The sequence below is a fragment of the Tabrizicola sp. TH137 genome (assembly GCF_002855575.1).
Taxonomy (GTDB): Bacteria; Pseudomonadota; Alphaproteobacteria; order Rhodobacterales; family Rhodobacteraceae; genus Paragemmobacter.
Window position 1 is genome coordinate 18,815 of sequence record NZ_PKRQ01000005.1, and the last position, 23,557, is coordinate 42,371.

General features: G+C 66.8%; 20 protein-coding genes and 1 other RNA gene. 5 read left to right on the forward strand and 16 right to left on the reverse strand.

Features of this window, described 5'->3' with window-relative positions:
* Positions 1 to 53 precede the first annotated feature (53 nt).
* Positions 54 to 1,538 carry a nucleobase:cation symporter-2 family protein gene (locus C0V75_RS15120; RefSeq protein ID WP_101921811.1) on the forward strand — a complete coding sequence of 495 codons (1,485 nt, stop codon included), beginning with the start codon at positions 54 to 56 and terminating at the stop codon, positions 1,536 to 1,538.
* 66 nt (positions 1,539 to 1,604) lie between these two features.
* On the opposite strand, the gene C0V75_RS15125 is transcribed toward C0V75_RS15120, so the two are convergent.
* Positions 1,605 to 3,005 (reverse strand): aspartate aminotransferase family protein, encoded by a 1,401-nt coding sequence (locus C0V75_RS15125; RefSeq protein ID WP_101922107.1) that lies wholly within the window; start codon positions 3,003 to 3,005, stop codon positions 1,605 to 1,607.
* Between the two features lie 235 nt (positions 3,006 to 3,240).
* Positions 3,241 to 3,900, reverse strand: a complete 660-nt coding sequence (locus tag C0V75_RS15130; RefSeq protein WP_101921812.1) for a GntR family transcriptional regulator — start codon at positions 3,898 to 3,900, stop codon at positions 3,241 to 3,243.
* 242 nt (positions 3,901 to 4,142) lie between these two features.
* Here C0V75_RS15130 and C0V75_RS15135 point away from each other — a divergent pair, with 242 nt between their 5' ends.
* Together C0V75_RS15135 and C0V75_RS15140 are read left to right on the forward strand one after the other, a co-directional pair.
* On the forward strand, positions 4,143 to 5,198 hold the full coding sequence (locus tag C0V75_RS15135) for a sugar phosphate isomerase/epimerase (protein ID WP_101921813.1): 1,056 nt from the start codon (positions 4,143 to 4,145) through the stop codon (positions 5,196 to 5,198).
* Positions 5,199 to 5,209: 11 nt separating this feature from the next.
* Positions 5,210 to 6,385, forward strand: a complete 1,176-nt coding sequence (locus tag C0V75_RS15140) for a Gfo/Idh/MocA family protein (protein ID WP_101921814.1) — start codon at positions 5,210 to 5,212, stop codon at positions 6,383 to 6,385.
* 209 nt (positions 6,386 to 6,594) lie between these two features.
* Here C0V75_RS15140 and C0V75_RS15145 read toward each other — a convergent pair whose 3' ends face one another.
* The 6 genes from C0V75_RS15145 to C0V75_RS15170 all read right to left on the reverse strand — a co-directional run bounded on the left by C0V75_RS15145 (position 6,595) and on the right by C0V75_RS15170 (position 13,565).
* Positions 6,595 to 7,719 carry an NUDIX domain-containing protein gene (locus C0V75_RS15145; protein WP_101921815.1) on the reverse strand — a complete coding sequence of 375 codons (1,125 nt, stop codon included), beginning with the start codon at positions 7,717 to 7,719 and terminating at the stop codon, positions 6,595 to 6,597.
* Positions 7,720 to 7,733: 14 nt separating this feature from the next.
* Entirely contained in the window at positions 7,734 to 8,174 is a 441-nt protein-coding gene (locus C0V75_RS15150; RefSeq protein ID WP_101921816.1) for a TrgA family protein, read from the reverse strand.
* Positions 8,175 to 8,182: 8 nt separating this feature from the next.
* Positions 8,183 to 9,397 (reverse strand): cyclopropane-fatty-acyl-phospholipid synthase family protein, encoded by a 1,215-nt coding sequence (locus tag C0V75_RS15155; RefSeq protein ID WP_101921817.1) that lies wholly within the window; start codon positions 9,395 to 9,397, stop codon positions 8,183 to 8,185.
* Positions 9,398 to 9,548: 151 nt separating this feature from the next.
* Positions 9,549 to 10,970, reverse strand: coding sequence for a deoxyribodipyrimidine photo-lyase (locus C0V75_RS15160; protein WP_101921818.1), 1,422 nt, complete (start codon positions 10,968 to 10,970; stop codon positions 9,549 to 9,551).
* Positions 10,971 to 11,028: 58 nt separating this feature from the next.
* Complete coding sequence (locus C0V75_RS15165; RefSeq protein ID WP_101921819.1) at positions 11,029 to 12,258, reverse strand: aminotransferase class V-fold PLP-dependent enzyme; 1,230 nt, start codon at positions 12,256 to 12,258, stop codon at positions 11,029 to 11,031.
* Positions 12,259 to 12,575: 317 nt separating this feature from the next.
* Entirely contained in the window at positions 12,576 to 13,565 is a 990-nt protein-coding gene (locus C0V75_RS15170; RefSeq protein WP_101921820.1) for an oxidoreductase, read from the reverse strand.
* Positions 13,566 to 13,805: 240 nt separating this feature from the next.
* Between C0V75_RS15170 and C0V75_RS15175 the strand changes: the two genes are divergently transcribed.
* Together C0V75_RS15175 and ssrA are read left to right on the forward strand one after the other, a co-directional pair.
* On the forward strand, positions 13,806 to 14,852 hold the full coding sequence (locus C0V75_RS15175) for an extracellular solute-binding protein (protein WP_101922108.1): 1,047 nt from the start codon (positions 13,806 to 13,808) through the stop codon (positions 14,850 to 14,852).
* Between the two features lie 54 nt (positions 14,853 to 14,906).
* Positions 14,907 to 15,262: a transfer-messenger RNA gene (ssrA, locus tag C0V75_RS15180) on the forward strand.
* A 110-nt stretch (positions 15,263 to 15,372) separates the two neighbouring features.
* Here the strand turns inward: ssrA and C0V75_RS15185 are convergent.
* From C0V75_RS15185 to C0V75_RS15220, 8 genes are all read right to left on the reverse strand, one after another.
* A complete protein-coding gene (locus C0V75_RS15185; RefSeq protein ID WP_101921821.1) occupies positions 15,373 to 16,785 on the reverse strand; it encodes an FAD-binding oxidoreductase in 1,413 nt (470 codons plus the stop codon).
* Between the two features lie 52 nt (positions 16,786 to 16,837).
* A complete protein-coding gene (locus C0V75_RS15190; protein ID WP_101921822.1) occupies positions 16,838 to 17,689 on the reverse strand; it encodes an MBL fold metallo-hydrolase in 852 nt (283 codons plus the stop codon).
* A gap of 66 nt (positions 17,690 to 17,755) precedes the next feature.
* Complete coding sequence (locus C0V75_RS15195) at positions 17,756 to 18,619, reverse strand: MBL fold metallo-hydrolase (RefSeq protein ID WP_101921823.1); 864 nt, start codon at positions 18,617 to 18,619, stop codon at positions 17,756 to 17,758.
* 103 nt (positions 18,620 to 18,722) lie between these two features.
* Positions 18,723 to 19,307 carry a GNAT family N-acetyltransferase gene (locus C0V75_RS15200; RefSeq protein WP_101921824.1) on the reverse strand — a complete coding sequence of 195 codons (585 nt, stop codon included), beginning with the start codon at positions 19,305 to 19,307 and terminating at the stop codon, positions 18,723 to 18,725.
* Complete coding sequence (locus C0V75_RS15205) at positions 19,307 to 20,566, reverse strand: pitrilysin family protein (protein WP_101921825.1); 1,260 nt, start codon at positions 20,564 to 20,566, stop codon at positions 19,307 to 19,309. The genes C0V75_RS15200 and C0V75_RS15205 overlap by 1 nt, the downstream gene beginning before the upstream one ends.
* Complete coding sequence (thrC, locus tag C0V75_RS15210; RefSeq protein WP_101922109.1) at positions 20,563 to 21,948, reverse strand: threonine synthase; 1,386 nt, start codon at positions 21,946 to 21,948, stop codon at positions 20,563 to 20,565. Before thrC ends, C0V75_RS15205 begins: the two co-directional genes overlap by 4 nt.
* Positions 21,949 to 21,958: 10 nt before the next feature.
* Positions 21,959 to 22,630: an SURF1 family protein gene (locus tag C0V75_RS15215; protein WP_101921826.1), complete on the reverse strand. Its 672-nt coding sequence runs from the start codon at positions 22,628 to 22,630 to the stop codon at positions 21,959 to 21,961.
* Between the two features lie 107 nt (positions 22,631 to 22,737).
* Positions 22,738 to 23,538, reverse strand: a complete 801-nt coding sequence (locus tag C0V75_RS15220) for a cytochrome c oxidase subunit 3 (RefSeq protein ID WP_101921827.1) — start codon at positions 23,536 to 23,538, stop codon at positions 22,738 to 22,740.
* Positions 23,539 to 23,557 lie beyond the last annotated feature (19 nt).

Here is a 23,557-nt window from a genome sequence, read left to right on the forward strand (position 1 = left end):
GGGGCCGCGGAGACGGCGCGAAGATAATCCCCCTCAGGGAAAGGAAACGACGCATGTCACAAGTTCACCCGGTGGACGAAGTTCTGCCGACCCCGAAACTCTTCACCCTCGGCCTTCAGCATGTGCTGGTGATGTATGCCGGCGCGGTGGCGGTTCCGCTCATCGTCGGGCGGGCGCTGAAGCTGGACCCGGCCGATGTGGCCTTCCTGATTTCGGCAGATCTGTTTGTCTGCGGGATTGTCACGCTTATTCAATCGCTTGGTGCAACGCAGTGGTTCGGCATCCGGTTGCCCGTGATGATGGGCGTGACCTTTGCCGCCGTGGGGCCGATGGTCGCGATGGCCAATGCCAATGGCGGGTCCGAGGGCGCGCGGGCCATCTTTGGCGCGATCATGGCGGCGGGGGTGATCTCCATCCTGATCGCGCCTTTCATCAGCCGGATGCTGCGCTTTTTCCCGCCGGTGGTAACGGGGACGATCATCCTTGTGATCGGCGTCAGTCTGATGCGGATCGGGATCAACTGGATCTTCGGCAACCCGGTCGGCCCGACCGCGCCGCAGATCGTGGACCCGGCCCATGCGGATTGGTTGAAAACCGTGACCGAGGGGCTTGCAGCGGGCAGCGTGACGGGTGTCGCGCCGCCGCCGGAGGGGATGGCACTGGCTGCGAAGATGAACAACCCGGCCTATGCGCCGCTGGGCAACATCGCCGTCTCGGCCGTGGTGCTGCTGTCGATCCTGCTGATCGCGCGGTTCGGGAAGGGGTTCGTGGCCAATATCTCGGTCCTCTTGGGCATCATCATCGGGGCTGCCATTGCAGTGGCGACCGGGGCCATGACCTTTGCCAAGGTTGGCGAGGCGGCGTGGTTCGGGCTGATCACGCCCTTCCACTTTGGCGCGCCGGTCTTTGACCCGGTGATGATCCTGACGATGACCCTCGTGATGATCGTGGTGATGATCGAATCCACCGGCATGTTCCTGGCTTTGGGGGACATGACGGGCCGCAAGGTGGACCAGCCGATGCTGTCGGCGGGGCTGCGGACGGATGGGCTTGGCACACTGATCGGGGGGATCTTCAACACCTTCCCCTATACCTCCTTCTCGCAGAATGTGGGGCTGGTCGGGGTGACGGGGGTGCGGTCGCGCTTTGTCTGCGTGGCGGGGGGCATCATCCTGATCGTGCTGGGCCTTGTGCCGAAGATGGGCGCGCTGGTGGAAAGCGTGCCGACCATGGTGCTGGGTGGCGCGGGGCTGGTGATGTTCGGGATGGTCGCGGCGACGGGCATCCGCATCCTTGCGGGCGTCGATTTCGCGAAGAACCGCAACAACCTGTTCGTAGTGGCGGTCAGCCTCGGCTTCGGGATGATCCCGTTGATTGCGCCGAACTTCAAGATGTGGATGCCGCATGCGATCCATCCGCTGATCGAGAGCGGCATCCTGCTGGCCTCGGTCGCGGCAGTGGTGCTGAACGCCTTCTTCAACGGCGCGACGGTGAACGAGGACGAGATCAAGGCCGCCGCCGCCGCCGCCGATCACTGAGGCGCGGGCAAAGGAAAAGGGCGGCGGTCCGGTTGGACCGCCGCCCTTTTGCATCAAGGGGTTGGATCATTCGGCCTTGGCGACAAGCAGGCCATCCGCCTTCAGCCCGGCATAGCTTTCGTCGAGCGATTTCTTCGCCCGCTCGATGAGCTGGTCGATCTCGGAAGGCGTGATGACCAGCGGCGGGGCGATGATCATGCGGTCCCCGACATGGCGCATGATGAGGTTGTTGGCAAAGCAGCGTTCACGGGTGCGCAGGCCGACGGTGCCGGCCTCGGAGGCGAATTTCGCGCGCTTGGCCTTGTCGGGCGTCAGCGCGATGGAGCCCATGAGACCCACCAGCTTTGCCTCGCCCACCAGCGGGTGGTCGGTCAGGGCGTCCCAGCGTTCCTTGAGGTAGGGATGCGCCACGTTACGGACGTGATCGACGATCCCTTCTTCCTGAATGATCCGCAGGTTTTCCAGCGCGACGGCGGCGGCGACCGGGTGGCCGGAATAGGTGTAGCCGTGGAAGAATTCGCCGCCTTCGGCCACAACTGCCGCAACGTCGTCGCAGACGATGGAACCGCCGATGGGCTGATAGCCCGAGGAGAGGCCCTTGGCGATGGTCATGATATGCGGCTTGATCCCGAAGGTCTGCGAACCGAACCAGTTGCCGGTGCGGCCGAAGCCGGTGATGACCTCATCGGCGATCAGAAGGATGCCGTATTTGTCGCAAATCCTTTGGATTTCAGGCCAGTAGGTGGCGGGCGGGACGATCACGCCGCCGGCGCCCTGGATCGGTTCGCCGATGAAGGCCGCGACGTTTTCGACGCCGAGTTCGAGGATCTTGTCTTCAAGCTGCTTGGCGCGTTCGATGCCGAATTCGGCTTCGGTCATGGCGCCGCCCTCGCCCCACCAATAGGGCTGGTCGATATGGACGATGCCGTCGATCTTGCCGCCATGGGCATGGATCGGGGCCATGCCGCCCAGGCTGCCGCCGCCCATGGTGGAGCCGTGATAGCCGTTCTTGCGCGCGATGATGATGCGCTTGTCGGGCTGGCCCTTGACCTGCCAGTAGCGGCGGACAAGGCGGATGTTGGTGTCATTCGCCTCGGAGCCGGAGCCCGCGAAGAAGACATGGTTCAGATCGCCCGGCGCGAGTTCGGCCAGTTTCGCGGCCAGCGCGATGGCGGGCACATGCGTTGTCTGGAAGAAGGTGTTGTAATAGGCCAGTTCTTCCATCTGGCGCGCGGCGACCTCGGCCAGTTCCTTGCGGCCATAGCCGATGTTGACGCACCAGAGGCCCGCCATGCCGTCGATGATCTGGTTGCCTTCGCTGTCGGTCAGCCAAACGCCCTTGCCGCGCGTGATCACCCGCGCGCCCTTGGCGGCCAGACCGTTCGAGTCGGTGAAGGGGTGCATGTGATGCGCCGCGTCCAGCGCCTGAAGCTCTGCCGTCGGCAGGTGGTTGGTGATCATGTTCATGGAAACGGCCCTCGCGGAATCATCGCCCGCCCGGATGGCAGGTTCAGGCCTCAGCATAGGGTCAAACGGACCGCCCTTCAAGGAATTTGATCAAATTATGCCAGCCAGCGCGGGCGGCGCGAAAAATGGCTGGTTTTCCGGGCCTCTGGCCGGAATCGGATGTGCCGCATCCTGTGCCGTGTTCTGTGCCGCAAACTGTGGTCACGCAGCGGGCGGTCGCAACGCCCCCGTGCGGTCAGACGCCGCCTTCGGCCTGGGCCTGACGGATCTGGTCGATCCCCTGCTGGATGTCGTTCTCGATGGCTCGTGCCAGCGCCGCACGGTCGCCCGCCCGCATCGCGGCCAGCGCCTCTTCATGCCGGTCGGGCAGCGCCGCCGCGCCATAGCGGGCGCAGACCACCCGCAGCGAGGGACCGAAGCGCAGCCAGAGACCGCGGGCGATATCGACGAGGATCGGGGCTTCGGAGGCCTCATAGAGCGCGAAATGGAAGGCGTGGTTGGAAGCGAGGTAATCCGGCACCGATCCGCCCCGGATCGCGCGGTCCACGCCATCGTCGATCGCCTCGAGCCGGTCGATCAGGCTGGGCGTCAGATGCGCGCCGGCGAGTTCGGCCAGTTTCGGTTCCACCGTGAGGCGGACGAAGGCGAGCTGGTCCAGCAGCGCGGGGGTGAGTTGCGGCACCGCGACGCGGCGGTTGCCCTGCGGCAGCAGCGCACCTTCGGCGGTCAGGCGGCGGATCGCCTCGCGCACCGGGGTCATCCCGGCCTCGAGATCGCGGATCAGGCCCTGGATGGTGACGGGCTGGCCGGGCAAGAGATGGCCGAACAGGATCATGTCGCGAAGACGCGCATAGGTCACCTCATGCGACGGGATCTTGCGCGTCTGATCGTCCATCGGTCCTGCGGCCCCCTCTGCCCCGGCATTCCGGCGACAGGTAACGCGCCCGGACGGATTTGATCAAGTTGCAAAGCGACCGCCCTGCCCTGCGCGCACCGTCATTTTCCTTGCCGAACTCTGCCTCTCGCGGTCAGATGCGGCAGGACGGGGACCAGACCCGGACCGGAGCGCAGCACCGCAAGAGAACGGGCGCGCCGCCGACCCGCCCCCGCCTGTCGCAGCCGCAAGGAGGAGGAGCGATGAAGACGATCAAGGGCCCCGCGCTGTTTCTGGCGCAATTCGCGGGCGATGCCGCGCCGTTCAATTCGTGGAAGTCGATCACCCGCTGGGCCGCCGACTGCGGCTATGTCGGCGTGCAGGTACCAAGCTGGGACGGGCGGCTGTTCGATCTGGAAAAGGCTGCGGCATCAAAGGATTACTGCGACACGTTCAAGGGCGAGGCCGCCGAGGCGGGGATCGCGGTGACCGAGCTGTCCACCCATCTTCAGGGGCAGTTGGTGGCCGTGCATCCGGCCTATGACGCGGCCTTTGACGGTTTTGCCGCCCCTGCGGTGCGCGGCAATCCCAGGGCGCGGGCGGAATGGGCGGTGGATCAGGTGAAGAAGGCGCTGACCGCCAGCCGCAATCTGGGCCTGTCGGCCCATGCGACGTTTTCGGGGGCCTTGGCCTGGCCCTATGTCTATCCCTGGCCGCAGCGCCCGGCGGGGTTGATCGAGGAAGCGTTTGACGAACTCGCCCGCCGCTGGCTGCCGATCCTGAACCATGCCGAAGAGATGGGGGTCGATGTCTGCTATGAGATCCACCCCGGCGAAGACCTGCATGACGGGGTTTCCTATGAGATGTTCCTGGACCGGGTGGGGGGCCATGCGCGGGCCTGCATGTTGTATGATCCCAGCCACTATGTGCTGCAACATCTTGATTATCTTGACCATATCGACATCTACCACGACCGTATCCGGATGTTCCATGTCAAGGATGCCGAGTTGAACCCGACGGGGCGGCAGGGCGTCTATGGCGGCTATCAGTCCTGGGTGAACCGCGCGGGACGATTCCGCAGCCCCGGTGACGGGCAGGCGGATTTCGTGGGGATCTTCTCCAAGCTGACGCAATACGGCTTTGACGGCTGGGCGGTGGTGGAATGGGAATGCTGCCTGAAGCACCCCGAGGACGGGGCGCGGGAGGGGGCGGAATTCGTGCGCAATCACATCATCCGGGTGACCGAGAAGGCCTTTGACGATTTCGCGGATGCGGGAACGGACAGGGCGGCGAACCGGCGGATGCTGGGACTGGAATAAGGGAGGCCATCATGGCGATCACAGGGGCACATGTGGCGCGGGCGCCGCGCATCCGGCTGGGCATGGTGGGGGGCGGGCGCGATGCCTTTATCGGCGCCGTCCACCGCATCGCGGCGCGGATTGATGACCAGTATGAACTGGTTGCGGGGTGTTTTTCATCCAATGCGGAAAAGAGCGCGGCCTCGGGCGCCGATCTGGGGGTGGACCCCAGGCGGACCTATGCGAGCTTTGCCGAGATGGCGGCGCGGGAGGCGCGGCGCAAGGATGGGATCGAGGCGGTGGCCATCGTGACGCCCAACCACATGCATGCCCCGGTGGCGATGCAGTTCCTGCGGCGGGGCATCCATGTGATCTGCGACAAGCCGCTGACCGCCACCCTGCCGGAGGCGAAGCGTCTGGCCAAGGCGGCGGAGGCGTCGGGCGTGGTCTTTGCGCTGACGCATAACTACACCGGATACCCGATGATCCGGCAGGCGGCGGCGATGGTCAGGAAGGGCGATCTGGGGGAAATCCGGGTCGTGCAGGTGGAATATGCGCAGGACTGGCTGGCGGAACCCATTGAACAGACGGGACAAAAGCAGGCCGACTGGCGGACGGACCCGGCGCGGACGGGCGCGGGCGGATCGACGGGGGATATCGGGACCCATGCCTTCAACCTTGCGGGCTTTGTCACGGGGCTGGAGTTGGAGAGCCTTGCCGCCGATCTGCAAAGCTTTGTTCCCGGGCGGCGGGTGGATGACAACGGGCATGTGATGCTGCGCTACAAGGGGGGGGCGCGGGGGATGCTGTGGTGTTCGCAGGTCGCCTCGGGCTGTGAAAACGGTTTGCGGCTGAGGGTTTACGGGACGAAGGCCGGGATCGAATGGGCGCAGGAGGACCCGAATTACCTCTGGGTCGGGCCGCTGAACCAGCCGAAATACCGCATCACGCGGGGCGGGGCCGGATCGGGGCCGGAGGCGGGGCGCGTGACGCGCGTGCCGCCGGGGCATCCGGAGGGATATCTGGAAGGTTTTGCAAATATTTACGCCGAGGCGGCGCGGGCGATCCTGGCGCGGCGGGAGGGGGGGGCGGTCGATCCGGCGGTGACCTTCCCCGGCCTGAAGGAGGGGCTGGAGGGGGTGGCCTTCGTCGATGCCTGCGTGCGGTCGTCGAAGCGCAACGGGGCCTGGGTGCCGCTGGCGCTGTAGGGTGTTAATGCCCTTCGACATCAGGGACTTGGCCGGAAACGGCTGTGCCGCATCTTGTGCCGTCTTCTGTGCCGCAAACTGTGGCCACGCTGCGGGCGGCGCGGAAGGGCGGCGTTAAGGTTAACGATGGTCGGCCATGGGGGCGCGGCCCCCGCGCCGATGGATCGCGACAGGGTGTCGGGAGGGGGCGGGGTCCGGGGTGCGGGCGGTCAGCTTGCGGCGGCCTCGGCGCGCAGGCGGGGGCGTTCGCGTTGCAGCCAGAGCGCGGTGAGAAGCATCGGGCCGTTGGTCAGTTCGCCCGTCGCGGCAAGGTCCATCATCCGGTCGAAGGAGATGAGGTGGCCGCGGATATCCTCGGCCTCTTCGGCGGCGCCGAAAACGCCCGCCGTGCCATCGGGAAGATCGGTCAGCGCGACATAGGAATAGAGATATTCCGAGATGGCGCCGGGGCTGGGGTAATAGCCCGCCACGGGGAGAAGCGGGCCGAGGGTCAGACCCGCCTCTTCCAGCGCCTCGCGCCGGGCGGCCTCTTCCGGCGTTTCGCCGGGGTCGATGCGGCCTGCGATGGCTTCGAGCTGCCAGGCGGCCTGATCGCCACGGGCCAGAGCGCCGACGCGGAACTGTTCGATCAGGAGCACGCGGTCGCGGCGCGGATCATAGGGCAGGACGGTCACCGCATCGGTCATGACGAAGACGGCGCGGTCCTGTGGCGCCCCCATCGCGCCGCCGAACTGCCGCCAGCCCAGACGCCATTCCTCGACGGCGAAGAAATGGGCATAGGGGGTGCGGATGCGGTCCACCGCCACCTCCCCTGCCCCGCCGGGCCGGCGCAGGCTGGCCGGTTGCGGGGCGGCGGCACGGACGCGGGACGCCCCGCGCGTGAGCATCGGGCCATAGCGGGCGGCGACGGCATCGGCGGGCCATTGGCCCATCAGCGCCATGAAATCCCCCGCCGTGGCCAGGGCGGCGGCGCCGTAGCGGGCCACCCAATCGGCGAGCGACCAGCGCGCACCGGGCAACCAGCGGCCCGGCTGCGGCAGATAGACCTGCGCCATCACCGGCCCTTCGGCGGTGTCGATGCGGGTTTCGCTGCGGCCATAGCCGAAGCCGCCTTCGTAGAAATCCAGCCGCGCCGCCTCGGCCTCGGTCACCGCATCGAGCAGCAGGCCTTCGGCCTTGTCCCTTGCCGCCGGGGTGATGAGGGGGAAAGCCCCGCCCTTTGCCCAGAAGACGGCATGGCCGGCAAGCTGCGCGGGACGGGCGACGGCCTCGCGCCCCAGGACGCGCGCCAAGAGCGGGAGGTGGCACAGCGTGCCGTAGAAGAAAAACCGCACCGGCCCGCCCCCTGTCAGCGCCAGCGCCGACCGGCGGATTCCGTCAGCATCCCGGCGAAGATTCCGCCGAGGGCGATGGCGGCGAGGGTCGGCGCATTCAGGATCATCGCGCCGAAATCCATGAATTCGTTGAAGACGTCGAGGACGGCGTCCATCGGCCCGCGATAGAGGCCGCGCAGGGAAATCTGGATCATGGTGCCGAGGGCGAAGGCGAAAAGCGCGCAGAGCGTGACCGTGGTCGCCGTCCGCAGCCCCGTTGCCGCCGCTTCGGCATAGCTGGAGCGCGGCGCCGCCCCGGAGATGAACCAGCCGCCCAGCGCCCCGATGGCGATGGATACGGGATAGAGCCGCCCGACCCTTTGCGCTTCGGGCAGCAGCCCCTCCAGCACGATGCAGACGACCCATGCCGCGAAGGCGAAACTCAGTGCGGCGACGAGTTTGGCGGCAGTGGGCATCGGGGGCCTCAGTGGGGGCGGGTGACTGTGATCTGTGTTACGTCACAATTTCCGCCCTCGAAAGCCCCGGCGCAAGAGGTGAGGTAAAAGTTCCACATCCGGCGGAAGCGATCGTCGAAGCCCATCTTCGCCACCTCGTCCCAGCGGGTGTTGAAAGTGTCATGCCAGCGGCGGAGCGTCTGGCTGTAGCTGTCGCCGAATTCGATGGAATGCTTCACCCGCAGGCCGGCGCGTTCCACTTCGGCGCGCAGGGCGGCGGGAGAGGGCAGCATCCCGCCCGGGAAGATGTATTTCTGGATGAAATCGACGCCCTTGCGATAGACCTCCCAGCGCCGGTCGGCGATGGTGATGATCTGGAGCGTGGCGTTCTTGCCGGGTTTCAGCCTTTCGCGCAGCGCATCGAAATAGACCGGCCAGTAGCGTTCGCCCACGGCTTCGAACATCTCGATGGAGGCGATGCCGTCGTAAAGGCCGCGCTCGTCGCGGTAATCCTGAAGCTTGATCTCTACCCGGTCGGAAAGGCCCGCGCGGGCCATGCGTTCCACCGCGTAGTCGTATTGCGCCTTGCTGATGGTCAGGCCGGTGACGCGCAGCCCGCGTTCCCTGGCGGCATATTCGGCAAAGCCGCCCCAGCCGCAGCCGATTTCAAGCACATGGTCGCCGGGGCTGGCGCCCATCTGATCGACCATGGACTTGTATTTCTCGATCTGCGCGGCTTCGAGGCTTTCCTGCCCGGTGTGGAAGATGGCGCTGGAATAGGTCATCGTGTCATCGAGCCAGAGGCGATAGAAATCGTTCCCCAGATCGTAGTGGTAGCTGATGTTCTTCCGGGCCTGCCCCTTGCTGTTGGATTGCAGCCAGAAGCGCAGGCGTTCGTAGAAGCGCAGGAGGCCCATGCCGGGGAAGCCGTCATTGATGCGGTCATTCTCGGGCAGTTGCACGAGGTCCATCAGCGCCTGAAGGTCGGGGCTGGACCACCAGCCTTCGAGATAGGCATCGCAGAAGCCCAGATCGCCTTCGCGGATCAGGCGGGAAAACGTGTCGGGATTGTGCACCACCACCTCGCCCACAGGGCCGGGCTTGGGCGCATCGACGCGGAAGCGGCGGCCATCGGGCAGGATGAAATCCAGCCGCCCCCGCCCCATGCCCTGCAAGACCTGGAAGGCCGAGGCGAAATAGCGCGGCAGGCCGGATTGGCCCTTGATGCTGGTCAGTACGTCCATGAACTCCCCACGTTTCTTCTTTTTTATGCGTCACAGTTCCAGATACGAAGGCCGCACTCAAGGGTTTCATGCAGAGCTTTGCCGGGGAATGGCAAGGGGTGAGGGGTTGCCTTGCCCGCCATTCCCGCCCCGGTTGCAGCCTTCCCTTGCGTCAATCGGGTTCCTGCCCTCCGCGCGCCGCATAGGCGGCCAGCGCCCGCGCCCGGCCTGTCGCGAGATCGACGATGGGGCGGGGATAGGGGCGGGCCGGATCGAGGTTCCAGGATCGCGGCGCGGCGTCGAAGAAGGCCAGCGCCTCGGGGCCGGGATTGCGGCTGAGTTCGGCGAGGAAGCGGCGGCGGTAGAGGCCGCTGGGATCGAACTTCTCGACCTGCGTGGCGGGGTTGAAGATGCGGAAATAGGGGGCGGCGTCGGGGCCGGAGCCTGCGGCCCATTGCCAGCCCATGGCATTGGCGGCGGGGTCCCAGTCCACGAGGCAATCGGCGAACCAGTCGAGGCCGGCCTTCCAATGCGTCATCAGATGTTTGGTGAGGTAGGAGGCGACGATCATCCGGCCCCGGTTGTGCATGGTGCCGGTGACGTAAAGTTCGCGCAGGGCGGCATCGACAAAGGGCTCGCCGGTCATGCCGCGCTGCCAGGCGGTGAGCTGCGGGCCCTGGCTGGCCCAGGGGAAGCTGTCCCAGTCGGCCTTCCAGTTCGCGGTGGCGATATGGGGGGTGTGGTGCAGGAGGTGGTAGGAGAATTCGCGCCAGACCAGTTCCTTGAGGAAGGTCTCGGCCCCCGGGCTGCCCTGTTCGAAGGCGGTGAGGGCGGCATGCCAGAGGCGGCGGATGCCGATCTCGCCATAGGTGAGGTTCTCCGACAGGCGCGAGGTGCCGGGTTCGGCGGGCAGGTCGCGGGCCTCGGCGTAGCGGTGGACGGGGCCGGAGAGGAAGGCTTCCATCCGGGCCAGCGCCGCCGCCTCGCCCACCCGGACATGGGCGGCGACGACGGGGGCGCCGCGCCGCATGGCGGCGCCGAGGTGCCAGTCCTCCAGCCGGTCGGAGGCGGGCCAGACCTCCGGCACCGGCAGGCGGGCGGGGGCGGGATCGGGGGCGGCGACGGGAAGGCCGCGGACGGCCCGCCAATAGGGGGTATAGACGCGGTAGAAGCCGCCCTGCCCTGTCTGCACCGTCCAGGGTTCGTGCATCAGATGGCCGGCGAAGCTTTCGGCGCGCAGGCCGCGCGCCTTGAGCGCCGCCTTCACCGCGCTGTCGCGCGCCTTGGCGGCGGGATCGTAGAGCCGCGACCAGAGCACGCCCGTCGCCCCGGTTTCGGCCAGCAGCGACTCCAGCACCGCAAGCGCCGGGCCGCGCCGCAGGATGATACGCGCCCCCATCGCCTCCAGCCGGGCGGCAAAGGTCTGGAGTCCCAGCCCGAGCCGCCATTTCGGGGCGGCCCCCAGTGCCTCGGTTTCCGGGTCGAGAATGAAGACCGGGATCACGGGCTGCCCGCTGTCCAGCGCGGCAGAGAGCATCGGCAGGTCGTCCAGCCGCAGATCGCGGCGGAACCACAGGATGAGGGGGGGTGTCATGCGTGTCTTCGGTCTTTCTTTACCGTGATACGCAGGACGCCCGCCCCCGGATCATCTTTCACAGCAGCGCGTCCAGCGCGGCGATCAGGCGGGCCACGTCATCGGGCCCGGTGTAATGCACCGCGCTCATCCTGAGGACGCCCTTCTCAAGGTCCACCCCCATCGCGGTCAGCGGGCGGACGGCGTAGAAATCGCCCGCCCAGCAGGCGATGCCGCGACGGCCCAGTTCTTCGGACAGGGGTTCGGCGGGGCGGCCCAGATCGACGGCCACGGTGGGGGCGCGGCGGGCGGCATCGCGCGGGCCGATCAGCCGGACGTCATTCCGCGCGGCGAGATAGTCGAGAAGCGGGGCGATGACCGCCACTTCCTGCGCCCGCATCAGATCATGCACGCCGCGATTGCGCGCCGCCGCATCGCCCGTGATCCCGTGGCGGGCGGCCAGCGCATCGACATAATCGGCCATGCCCGCGCAGGCGGCGATTTGGGCATGGTCCGGCCCGGCGGGGGTGAAGCGCTTGTAAAGCGTCGCGTTGTTGAAGAAATGCGCCTGCCCCGGCAGGTCCATCCCGAACTCCTGCCGGATCACCATGATGCCCTGATGCGGGCCATAGGTCTTGTAGGCCGAGAAGAGATAGACATCGCAGCCGAGCGCCGGGATATCGGGAAAGCCGTGGGGGGCATAGCTGACGCCATCCACCACCGTCCGCGCCCCTGCCGCGCGGGCCATGGCGGCGATGGCGGCGACATCGTTGATCTCGGCCACCACATTGGAGCAATGGGGGAAGCAGACCAGCCGCACCTTGCCATCGTCCAGCAGCGGGGCGAGGGCGGCGGTCGAGAGCGACCCGGTATCGGGGTCGATCTTCCATTCGCGGACCTCCACCCCTTCATCCGCCAGACGGCGCCAGACGCCGGAATTCGCCTCGTGGTCCTGATCGGTGACGACGATGGCCTGCCCGGTTCCGGCCAGCCATTTGCGCACCGCCTGCGCCAGAACATAGGTATTGGCGCTGGTCGAGGGGCCGAAGGAGACCTCTTCGCGCGCCACGCCCATCATGGCGGCAAGGCGGCTGCGGGCCTCGTCCATTTCGGCCCCGCCCGCCTGCGCGCCGGGATAGGGGGCATAGGGCTGCACCTTGCGGTCGGTATAGAAGCGGTGAAGGCGATCCACGACCTGCGCGCAGGGATAGGAGCCGCCCGCATTCTCGAAGAAGGCATGGGAGGACAGAACCGGCGAGGCGAAGGCCGGAAACTGGGAACGGACGAAATCGAGGTCGAGCGCAGGCATCGGGGGCATCCCTTCAAGGTTCGGTGTCCAGCGAACCGGGGCGCGCCCGCACGGGCGGGGTGGTCCCGATCCGTGGCAGGTCTTCCAGCCAGCCTGGCGGCATGTCGCTTCCGCAGGCAGAGGGGCGCGGCGGCCCATCGGCGACAGGCGTAGCAAGCCCCCGGCGCAGGCTCAAGCCCCCGGATGACGGCCAGCCCTGCCCCCTGTCACTTTCTGTCTGAACCTGTCACTTTCTGTCTGAAAATATCCGCAGGGGGTGAATTGGCCGCAGGCCAAGAGGGGGCGCGCGCGCCCCCTGCACCGGTTGCCTCCCGCGCCTAGCGGCGGACGTTGACGACGACCCGGCCCTTCACCGCCCCGTTCAGGATGGCGCGGCCAAGGTCGGGCAGATCGCCGAGCGCACATTCCTCGACCATCGCCTCGAGCTTGGCCATGGGCAGTTCGGCGGCGATGCGCTGCCAGGCCGTCACGCGCTTTGCATAGGGGACCATGACGGAGTTGATGCCGAGAAGGTTCACCCCCCGCAGGATGAAGGGGGTCACCTTCGCCGGAAGGTCGGCCCCCCCGGCAAGGCCCACCGAGGCGACGGAGCAATCGGATTTCATCTGGCCCAGCACGCGGGCCAGCATCGGGCCGCCGACATTGTCGATGCAGCCGGCCCAAACCTCGGATTCCAGGGGTTTCTTCACCGTTTCGGCGAGGTCCGCGCGCGGGACGATGCGGGTGGCGCCGAGGGCGCGCAGATAGGGTTCCGTCTCGGGGCGGCCCGTCACGGCGGCGACGCTGTAGCCGCGTTCGGCCAGAAGGGCGACGGCGACCGAGCCCACGCCGCCTGCGGCCCCGGTGACCAGCACCTCGCCCAGGTCGGGGGTCAGGCCATGCGCCTCCAGCGCCATGAGCGACAGCATCGCGGTGAAGCCCGCCGTGCCCACCGCCATGGCCTGGCGGGTGGTCAGCCCGTCGGGCAGCGGCACCAGCCAATCGGCCTTGACCCGCGCCTTTTCGGCAAAGCCGCCCCACCAGCTTTCGCCGACGCGCCAGCCGGTGAGGACGACCCGGTCGCCGGGGCGGTAGCGAGGATCGTCGGAGGCCTCGACCACCCCGGCGAAGTCTATGCCCGGCACATGGGGCCAGGCGCGCACCATGCCGCCGCCGGACCCGAGGCAGAGCCCGTCCTTGTAATTCAGCGTGGACCAGTCCACCGCGACGGTAACATCGCCGGCGGGAAGCCGCGCCTCCTCCAGCATCTGCACCCCGGCCGAGGTCGCCCCCGCCGCATCCTTTTCCACCACCAGCGCCCTGAACATCCTGCGTCCTCTCCTTTTTTCGGGGCAGATTCCCGGCCTGATCCCGCGTCCGCGCCCAATTAATGTGCAACACGCGCCAAGTTTATCGGCAATCCGGCCCCTGCCCCCTTGCCGCGACGTCCGGCAATTCCAATGTCGATAGCGGCTTGAGGCCGACTACCGCCTGAAATAGCGTCACATCGTCATCCGGCTGCAAGGGGAAAAGCGCCGGAGACCAAACAGAGAGGAACCCGAATGAGCCTGACCCGTCGTTTGCTTGCCACCGCAGCAACCCTTGTCGTCCTCACCGGAGCCGCCCGTGCCGCCGACCCCGAGATGGTGGTCTTCGACTGGGCCGGTTGGGAGATGGACGGGGTGCTGACCGAATATGTCGCGAAGCATGGCCAGAAGCCGACCTATTCCTTCTTTGCCGATGACGACGAGGCCTTCCAGAAAGTCTCTTCCGGCTTCAAGTCGGATGTGACGCATCCCTGCGTTGCCAGCCTGCCGCGCTATCGCGAGGCGGATCTGATCGAACCCTGGGACACCTCGAAGATCCCGGAATTCGCCAATCTGAACCCCGCCTTCCTTGAATCGCCCTACGTGACGGATGATGGCGGCGTGTGGTTCATCCCCACCGATTATGCCTATACTGCCATTGCCTATAACACGACCGAGGTTCCGGCCGAGGATGTGGCCTCGCTTCAGGTCTTCACCAATCCGAAGTATGCGGGGCGCATCTCTCTCCCGGACAATTCGGACGATGTCTGGGCGCTGGCCTTCCTGGCGACCGGTCTGACAAGCTGGGACAATGTGACGGATGAGCAGTTCCAGGCGGCGGCGGACTGGCTGCGGTCGGTGCATCCGAATGTGCGCGCCTATTGGGCCGACCCGGCCGAGCTGTCGCAACTGATGGCGACGGGCGAGGTGCTGGTGGCCTGGTCGTGGAATGACGGCGTGGCGCTGTTGCAGGATGAAGGGTTCCCGGTCGGGTTCAACCGGTCGCCCGCCGAGGGCGCCTCGACCTGGTATTGCGGCTATGTGAACATGAAGGATGCGCCCGGGTCGGAAGACAAGGCCTATGACTTCATCAACTCCATGCTGGCGCATGGGTCGGCGCAGACCTTCCTCGATGAGCTGGGCTATGCCCATGCCAACAATGCCGCGATGGCGAACATTCCCGAGGATGCGCAGAAGGCCGCCTTCATCGACCCGGTGACCACGACCCTGCTGGCACAGACCCCGGTGACGGCGGAAGCCCGCGAGCGGAAGATCCAGGAGTTCGAGAACATCAAAGCCGGGTTCTGATCCCTGACCACGATCCCGGGAAGGGCGCCCTTGCGGGCGCCCTTTTCCATTGCGCCGCTTGCGCCCCCCTGCCACGGCCCCTATATTGCGGCTGTCCGGGGCAACCCGGACTATGGCGATAAACGCACCTGTAATAGACGGCTCGGACCCGGGGGCGGTACCCGGCGGCTCCACCAGACTCACCCGGTCATTGCGGGGGTAAGGGGCCGAAACAGGATCGACGAACGTTCAAAGAGGCCAGCTTTCGCTCGGTGAGGTACCACCGTTATCGGTCCAAGATCACAGTTGCCAATGACAACCGTGCTCCGGTGGCGCTGGCTGCGTAAGCGGCTCGCAATACCAAACATAAGCCCTTGCGCTTAGCCGCGTAAGGCGGGGTTCGCAGGTACCTGGCAACAGAAACCTGCACCTTCCCCCGTGTTTGGCCCCCCGTCTCTGGCTGCGCGCATCGCGCGCGAAGAATTTTCGTACGAAAACTCTTCGGATGCGAAAAATCTTCGGACGAAGATTTTTCGGCCCTTCAGCCGCGGAGCACCGCGCCGGGATTGAGGATGCCCGAGGGATCCAGCGCCGCCTTCACCGCCCGCATCGCGGCGAGTTTCGCGGGATCGCCATAGCGTTCCAGATCGCCCACCTTCAGCCGTCCGATCCCGTGCTCGGCGCTGACCGATCCGCCCATGGCATGGACGAGGTCATGCACAGAGGTCTTGATCGCATCGCGCTGCGCCTCGTGGTCGCGCCGCGTGCGGCCCGGACGCGGGAAGACGTTGTAATGCAGGTTGCCATCGCCCAGATGGCCAAAGCAGTTGATGCGGAAATCGCCGATCCGGGCCAGTGCCGCCCCGGCCTGCGGGATGAAGTCCGGCACGGCCGAGAGGGGCAGCGAGATGTCATGGGAGGAGATCGACCCGACGCGGCGGTTCGCCTCGGGGATCGACTCGCGGATGCGCCAAAGGCTGGCGCGCTGCGCCTCGGATGCCGCGATGACGCCATCCAGCACCAGCCCCGCCTCTTCCGCCTCGGCATAGAGCCCGGCCATCACCGCCTCGGCCTCGAAGACGGAGGGCAGGCCAAGGTCCAGAAGCACGCACCATTCGGGCGCGGCGGGGAAGGGGCAGGCCACATCGGGCATCGTCTCGGCCAGGAAGTCGAAGCCCATCTTCGCGATCAGTTCGAAGGCCGAGACCATACCCGGCACGCGCGACTGGCAGAGGGTCAGAAGCCGAAGGGCGGCGGCCGGATCGGGGACGACGAGCAGCGCCGTCACCTCGACCGCCGGGCGCGGGACCATGCGCAGGGCGGCGGCGGTGATGATGCCCAGCGTGCCTTCGGAGCCGATCAGAAGATGGCGGAGGTCATAGCCGGTATTGTCCTTACGCAGCCGTTTCAGCCCCGACAGGACAGAGCCGTCGGCCAGCACCGCCTCCACCCCCAGGCAGAGGTCGCGGGCATTGCCATGGCGCAGGACACCGATGCCGCCCGCATTGGTGGCGAGGCAGCCGCCGATCCGGGCCGTGCCTTCGCTGGCGAGCGAGAGGGGGAACAGGCGCCCCGCCCCTTCGGCGGCGGTCTGCACCGCCGCGAGGGTCATGCCGGCCTCGGCGATCAGGACATTCTCCTCGGGCCAGAGGCCGCGCAGCGCCTCCATCCGTTCCAGCGACAGGATGACGGGGGCGGGGCCGCCGGGCATGATCTGGCCGCCCACCAGCCCCGTCCCGCCGCCCCAGGGCAGGATGCCCACCCGCGCCTCGGCGCAGGTCTGGACGATGGTCTGCACCTCGGCCGTGCTGCGCGGCAGGGCGAGAAACCCCCCCTGCCCCATCCAGCGCCCGCGCGGTTCTTCCAGGTATCGCGCTTCGGGCGCGCGAAGCCTGCCGTCGGGCAGGCGCGCGGCAAGGCGTTCCGCGAAGGCGGCATCGGCGGGGTTGAGCATGGCGGACTCCTTCCTTGCGCTTCGTAGCCTGTGCCATCCCCGGACGGAAGGGTCAGGGATGGAGCTGCGGGAAAAGCACGATCACAGTCGGGCTGGCGGGCAGAGTGCCGAGCGACAGGTCGAGCTGCGGTTCGAAGGTCTGGACGATCTGGAACGGACCTTCCATCTCCTGGAGGAATTGCATCAGCGGTTCGAGCGAGAGCCAATGGACCGGGATCACCACCCGCGCTTGCAGCCGGTCGAGGATGGCAAGCATTTCGGCCCGGCTCGGCCGGTTCGGCCCCTCCACCGCGACCATGACCACGTCCAGCCGCCCGATCGCGGCGAAGGCACTGTCATCCGGCATGCCCTGAAGAGCGCCGAGATGACCGATGCAGAGACCTTCCACCTCGAAGATGAAGATGGAATTGCCGTCGGGCCGCATCCCCTGCCCTGCCGTGCCGCGCGTGTCGGTGGTGACGTTGCGCACCATCAGGGAGCCGAGATCGAGATGATGGTCCGCCGGTCGGCCTTCGGCGTCGGGCCAGCCCTTCAGCACATGGGGAATGCGCGGATGGGGACTGTCGGTGGATTGCAGTCGCATCGTGTCGTTCATGGTGACGACATCCGGCAGCCACACCTCGCCGAAGCCGATGCCGGTGTAATCCGTCACCGCCATCACCCGATCCGAGGAATGGATGGCGACGCTGCCATGCCCCGTGTAGTAGAGCCGCACCTTGCCCGGCGCGATGGGTGCGAAAGGATCGACAAGCTGCGCCTGCCAGAGCCGTTCCGCCCCCGTCTGCGCCACGGCGGAACAGGTGGATTGGGCATGGGTCGGCCCGGCGAGGGCCGCAAGGAGCAGCGCAAGGGCAGAGAGGGCACGGGTGAGGCGGGGGAGACAGGTCGGCACGCGGGCGATCATCCGGAACACAGGACAGGAGGGTATGCCATCACCCTAACCGCATGGCGCGGTTGCAGAAAAGCCAAATCAGGGGATGAATTCCGGTTCCAGCACCATGATCGTCGGGCTTCCCGGCAGGTCCTGGAGCGACAGTTCTAGATCGGGACCGCCCACCTCCACCACCTGGAACTGGCCTTCCATCTCATCGAGGAAGGTTACGAGAGAGGCGCCGGAGAACCAGTGCATCGGGATCACGACCGAGGCGCGCAGGCGGCTGACGACTTCGGCCATGGCCTCGGTGCTCATGGTATAGCCGCCATCGACGGGGACCATGACCACATCGAGCCGCCCGATGGAGGCGTATTGCGCATCGTCCGGGATCTGGTGGAGGTGGCCGAGATGGCCGATGCAGAGACCGCCCGCCTCGAAGACGAAGATGGAATTGCCGTCGGCGCGGGCGCCTTCGCCGAAGGGGCCGCGCGTGTCGGTGGTGACGTTGCGGACGAGCATGGCGCCGAGGTCGAGTTCGTGGAAGGCGGGCTGGCCATCGGTCGGCCAGCCGGGAAGGACATGGGGGATGCGCGGATCGGGGTTTGAGGTCCAGTGGGTGGAATGGGCGTTGTTCATCGTCACCACATCCGGCACGACATCGGGGTTGCCGATATAGCCGGTGTAATCGGTCACGGCGAGGATGCCGCCTTCGGCCTCGATCGCGAAGGAGGCGTGGTCGATATAGCGGATGCGGACATGGGCGCGGTCGATGGGCTGGCCGATGGAGGCGCGCCAGAGCGTTTCGACCGGGGCGAGCGGGGCCTGGGCCAGGGCGAAGCAGTTGGAGGGGATGCGGTCCTGCGCGGCGGCCGGGAAGGCGAGGGCGGCCAGAAGGAGGGCGGCCGCGGTGGCGCGGATCGGCCGGGTTTGCGGCACAGGGTTGGGCAAAGCGTGCGGCATGGTGGCGTCCTCCCGATCCGATGGGCAAGAAGATGCGTCAGCCTGCCATGGGGACAGCCCCCCGTGCCTTCACGCTTTCGTCAGAACGGGGGCGGGGGCGGCGTCAGCCGACATCCGTCCGGCCACGCCGATCGGGCCTAAGCGCCGCATAAAGCACGTGATTTCGCCAGCGGCCCGCGATCTGAAGATAGCTTTGCGCCACGCCTTCATATTTGAAGCCGCATTTTTCCAGCACGCCGCGAGATGCCGCGTTTTCGGGCAGGCAGGCGGCCTCGATCCGGCTGAGGTCGAGCGTGGTGAAGGCGTGATGCACCACGGCCAGAATCGCCTCGCGCATGTAGCCGCGGCGGGAGAAGCGTTCGCCGATCCAGTAGCCCAGCGTGCCGGATTGCGAGGGGCCGCGGCGGATGTTGTCGAGCGTGATCGCGCCGAGAAGCGCCTGATCCTCGCGCCGGATGAGCAGGAGGGGCAGTGCGGTCCCCTGCCCTTCGGCGCGGGCCGCCCAGTAGACGCGGTTGGTGAAGGCGCGGCGGGTGAGGTGGTCGCCCGCCCAGATCGGTTCCCACTGGGTGAGGAAGAAGGCGCTTTCCGCGCGCAGCTCGGCCCATGGCCTCCAGTCGGCATGCTGCGGCAGGCGCAGGGTCATCCGCTCGGTCTCGATCCGAACCTTGCGGCGGAAGGTCAGCATCAGGCGGCGAGCCTTGCCTTGACCGCCTCCAGATCGGGGGCGTCGTCCACCGGGCCGTAGAGGGCCATGGCGGCCCTGGCGCCGACCAGACCTTCGGCATAGCGGCGGACATCGGCAACCGAGACGGCGTCGATCTTGGCGACGGTTTCCTCGACCCCCGGCACGCGGCCCCAGATGGCCAGGAGGCGGGCGTTGCGTTCGGCGCGGCTGGAGGGGCTTTCCAGCCCCATCAGGAGCCCTGCCTTGAGCTGTGCGCGGGCGCGGTTCACCTCGGCCTCGGACATGTCATCGGCGGCGCGCTTGAGTTCGTCCATGGTGAGGCCGATCAGATCGCCGATCTCTTCTTCGGAGGTGCCGGCATAGACGGTGATCTGGCCGGTATCCTCATAGGCGCCCGACTGGGCGAAGATGGAATAGCAGAGGCCGCGTTCTTCGCGGATCTTCTGGAAGAGGCGCGAGGACATGCCGCCGCCCATCGCGGTGGCATAGACCTGCGCGGCATAGACATCGGGGGCGCGGTAGCCGGGGCCTTCGAAGGCGAGCGCGACATGGACCTGTTCGAGATCCTTGATTTCGCGGCGTTCGCCACCGGCAAAGCGCGCGGGTTGCAGGCTGGAATTGCCCACGGGTTTCAGATGGCCGAAGGTCGCCTCGGCCTGCGCCACGATGGCGTCATGGTCCACCCCCCCGGCGGCGGCGAGGATCATCTGGTCGGGGCCGTAATGTTCGCCGACGAAGGTGCGCAGGTCCTGCTGGCCGAAGGCGGAGACGCGTTCGGCGGGGCCGAGGATGGTGCGGCCGAAGGGTTGGTCGGGGTAGCTGACTTCCTGAAGCCAGTCGAAGATGATGTCATCGGGCGTGTCGAGCGCCTGCCCGATTTCCTGAAGGATGACATGGCGTTCGGTTTCGATCTCTTTCGGGTCGAAGACCGGGTTCAGCACGATGTCGGAGATGACGTCGAGCGCGAGGCCCACATCGGGCGACAGGATGCGGGCGTAATAGGCCGTCATCTCGCGGCTGGTATAGGCGTTGATATAGCCGCCCACATCCTCGATTTCTTCGGCGATGCGGAGGGCGGAGCGTTTCTCGGTGCCTTTGAAGGCCATATGTTCCAGGAAATGCGCGATGCCGTTCTGTTCGGCGCGTTCGTGCCGCCCGCCCGCCGTGACCCAGATGCCCGCCGAGGCCGAGAGGAGGCCGGGCATGTCTTCCGTCACGATGCGGAAGCCGTTGGAAAGCGTGGTGATCTTCAGGCTCAACCGCCGATCCTTTCACGTATCAGGGTTTGCAGGGCTGCAAGGTCGTTGGGCACGCGCGTCAACCGTTCGGGGCGCGTGAAGAGGTCGGCCATGCGCGGGGGCAGCGCGGGGCGGGTGCCCATGGCGCCTTCGACGGCATCGGGGAATTTCGCCGGATGGGCGGTGGCGAGGGTGATCATCGGGGTGGTGCCCAGATGATCCCCGGCCACTTTCACGCCTACGGCGGAATGCGGACAGAGCACCTCGCCCGTGCGGGCGAAGGCGGCGCGGATGGTGGCGGTGGTTTCCTCTTCCGAGCAGCGGCCCGAGGCGAAGGTGGCGCGCAGGGTTTCCATCGCGCCTTGCGAGATGTGGAAACCGCCCGCCTTGAGTTCCGCCATGAGCTGCGCCACGGCCTTGCCGTCGCGGCCATAGGCATCGAAGAGGGCGCGTTCGAAATTCGACGATACCTGAATGTCCATCGACGGGCTGATCGAGGGTTTGACCCCGTCCGTCACATAGGCACCCGAGCGGAGGGCGCGGTCGAGGATGTCGTTCTGGTTGGTGGCGATCACCAGTTTCTCGATGGGCAGGCCCATCTGGCGGGCGATGTAGCCTGCGAAGATATCGCCGAAATTGCCGGTGGGCACGGTGAAGCTGACGGCACGATGGGGCGCGCCGAGGGAGACGGCGGAGGAGAAGTAATAGACGACCTGCGCCAGAACCCGCGCCCAGTTGATGGAGTTCACGCCCGCGAGCCGCACGCCATCGCGGAAGGCGAAATCGTTGAACATGTCCTTCACGCGGGCCTGGCAATCGTCGAAATCGCCATCCATGGCGAGGGCGTGGACATTGGATTCGACCGGCGTCGTCATCTGGCGGCGCTGCACTTCCGACACGCGGCCATGCGGGTAGAGGATGAAGAGATCGACATTGGCGAGGCCACGGAAGGCCTCCATCGCCGCCGATCCGGTATCGCCGGAGGTGGCGCCGACGATGGTGATGCGGTCGCCCGTCTTGGCCAGCGCCGCCTGCATCATCTGACCGATGAGCTGCATGGCGAAGTCCTTGAAGGCCAGCGTGGGGCCGTGGAACAGTTCCAGCAGGAAATGATTGGGGGCGAGTTGCACCAGAGGCGCGCGGGCCTCGTGGCCGAAGCCCGCATAGGCCTTGGCGATGAGGCCGCGGAATTCGTCATCGCCGAAGGTGGTGCCGAGGAAGGGGCGCATCACGCGGAAGGCGATCTCTTCGTAAGGCAGGCCCGCCAGCGCCGCGATATCGGCCGATGCCATCTGCGGCACGGCTTCGGGGACGTAAAGCCCGCCGTCGCGGGCGAGGCCGGTCATCATCGCCTCGCCGAAGGTCAGGATCGGGGCCGCACCGCGGGTGGAGATGTAATTCATCGTCATGCCTTCAAACCGTCCGCTGCCTGATACGCCACAGAAGATACGCTGTCATCCCCAGCCAGACGGCGGCGAGCGAAAACCACGTGATGGCGTAGTTCATGTGGTCATTGGGAATACCCGAGGAATCCACGGGCATCGGTTCGATCTCGCCACCCGTTGGCCTGCGGGCGACAATAAATGTCGCCTCCGTGTTCAGGGCCTGCGCCATGGCCGCCACGTCGCGGGCGAACCAGAGGCCCGTGGCGGCATCGGGGGGCGGGGTGAAACCGTCCACCTCATCGGGCCAGTGCAGGTTGCCTTCGACCGTGGCGGGACCCGAGTCGCGCGGGGCGTCGCGGTCATCCTGCCGGACGAAGCCGCGATCGACGAGGATGCGGCGGCCATCGGCGGTTTCGAAAACCTCCACCACGCGGATGCCGGGGCCGATCTGCTTGCGGCTGACCAGCACGTCGAGATGTTCGCCGGTGAAGCGGCCCTGCGCCGTGACGGGAAGATAGCGGTCGGCCTGCGGGTCGGGCGCGGCGGGAAGGGGGACGGGGGCATCGGCGATGCGGGCGTCGATTTCGGCAAGCACCGCCTCTTTCCAGGCGAGGCGGTTCAACTGCCAGACACCGAGCGAAATGAGGATCGCCCCGCCCAGAAGGCCGATCAGAAGGGGGATGATCATGCGGCGGGTCATGGCAACCTCGGGTCAAAAGGAAAGGCGCGCACCCGGTGGGGTCCGCGCCTTCCCGCAAGGGGTGGGGGGCGGGGCGCCGCCCCCCAGGTTCGATCCGGCGTCAGGGATCAGCGGCCCCAGACGTAGATCGAAGCGAAGAGGAACAGCCAGACCACATCGACGAAGTGCCAGTACCAGGCGGCGGCCTCAAACCCGACATGCTTTTCGGGGGTGAAATGGCCCTTCATCGCGCGGATCAGGCAGACGCCGAGGAAGATGGTGCCGATGATGACGTGGAAGCCGTGGAAGCCCGTCGCCATGAAGAAGTTCGCGCCATAGATGTTGCCGGCGAAGCCGAAGGCGGCGTGGCTGTATTCATAGGCCTGGAAGCCCGTGAAGATGATGCCGAGCGCGATGGCGAGGGCGAGGCCGTTGATGAGGTCCTTGCGGTTGTTCTCATGCACCAGGGCGTGATGCGCCCAGGTGGCGGCGGCGCCCGAGCAGAGCAGGATCAGCGTGTTGATGAGCGGCAGGTGCCAGGGGTCGAAGGTTTCGATGCCCGCGGGCGGCCAGACGCCATCGACGGCGGGGCTGAGCGGCCCCATCGGATAGAGTGCGTGCTTGAAGAAGGACCAGAACCAGGCCGCGAAGAACATGACTTCGGACATGATGAACATGATGAAGCCATAGCGCAGGCCGAGGCGGACGACGGGGGTGTGATCGCCGACCTGGCTTTCCTTCACCACATCGGCCCACCAGCCGAACATCACGTAGAGCACGCCGACGAAGCCGATCAGACCCAGCCACGGCCCCTGCCCGTGCATCCACAGCACCGCGCCGAAGAGCATGAGGAAGGCCGACACTGCCGCCATGAACGGCCAGATGGACGGCGGAAGGATGTGATAATCGTGGTTCTTGGCATGTGCCATTCCGGTTCCCTCGCGTTTT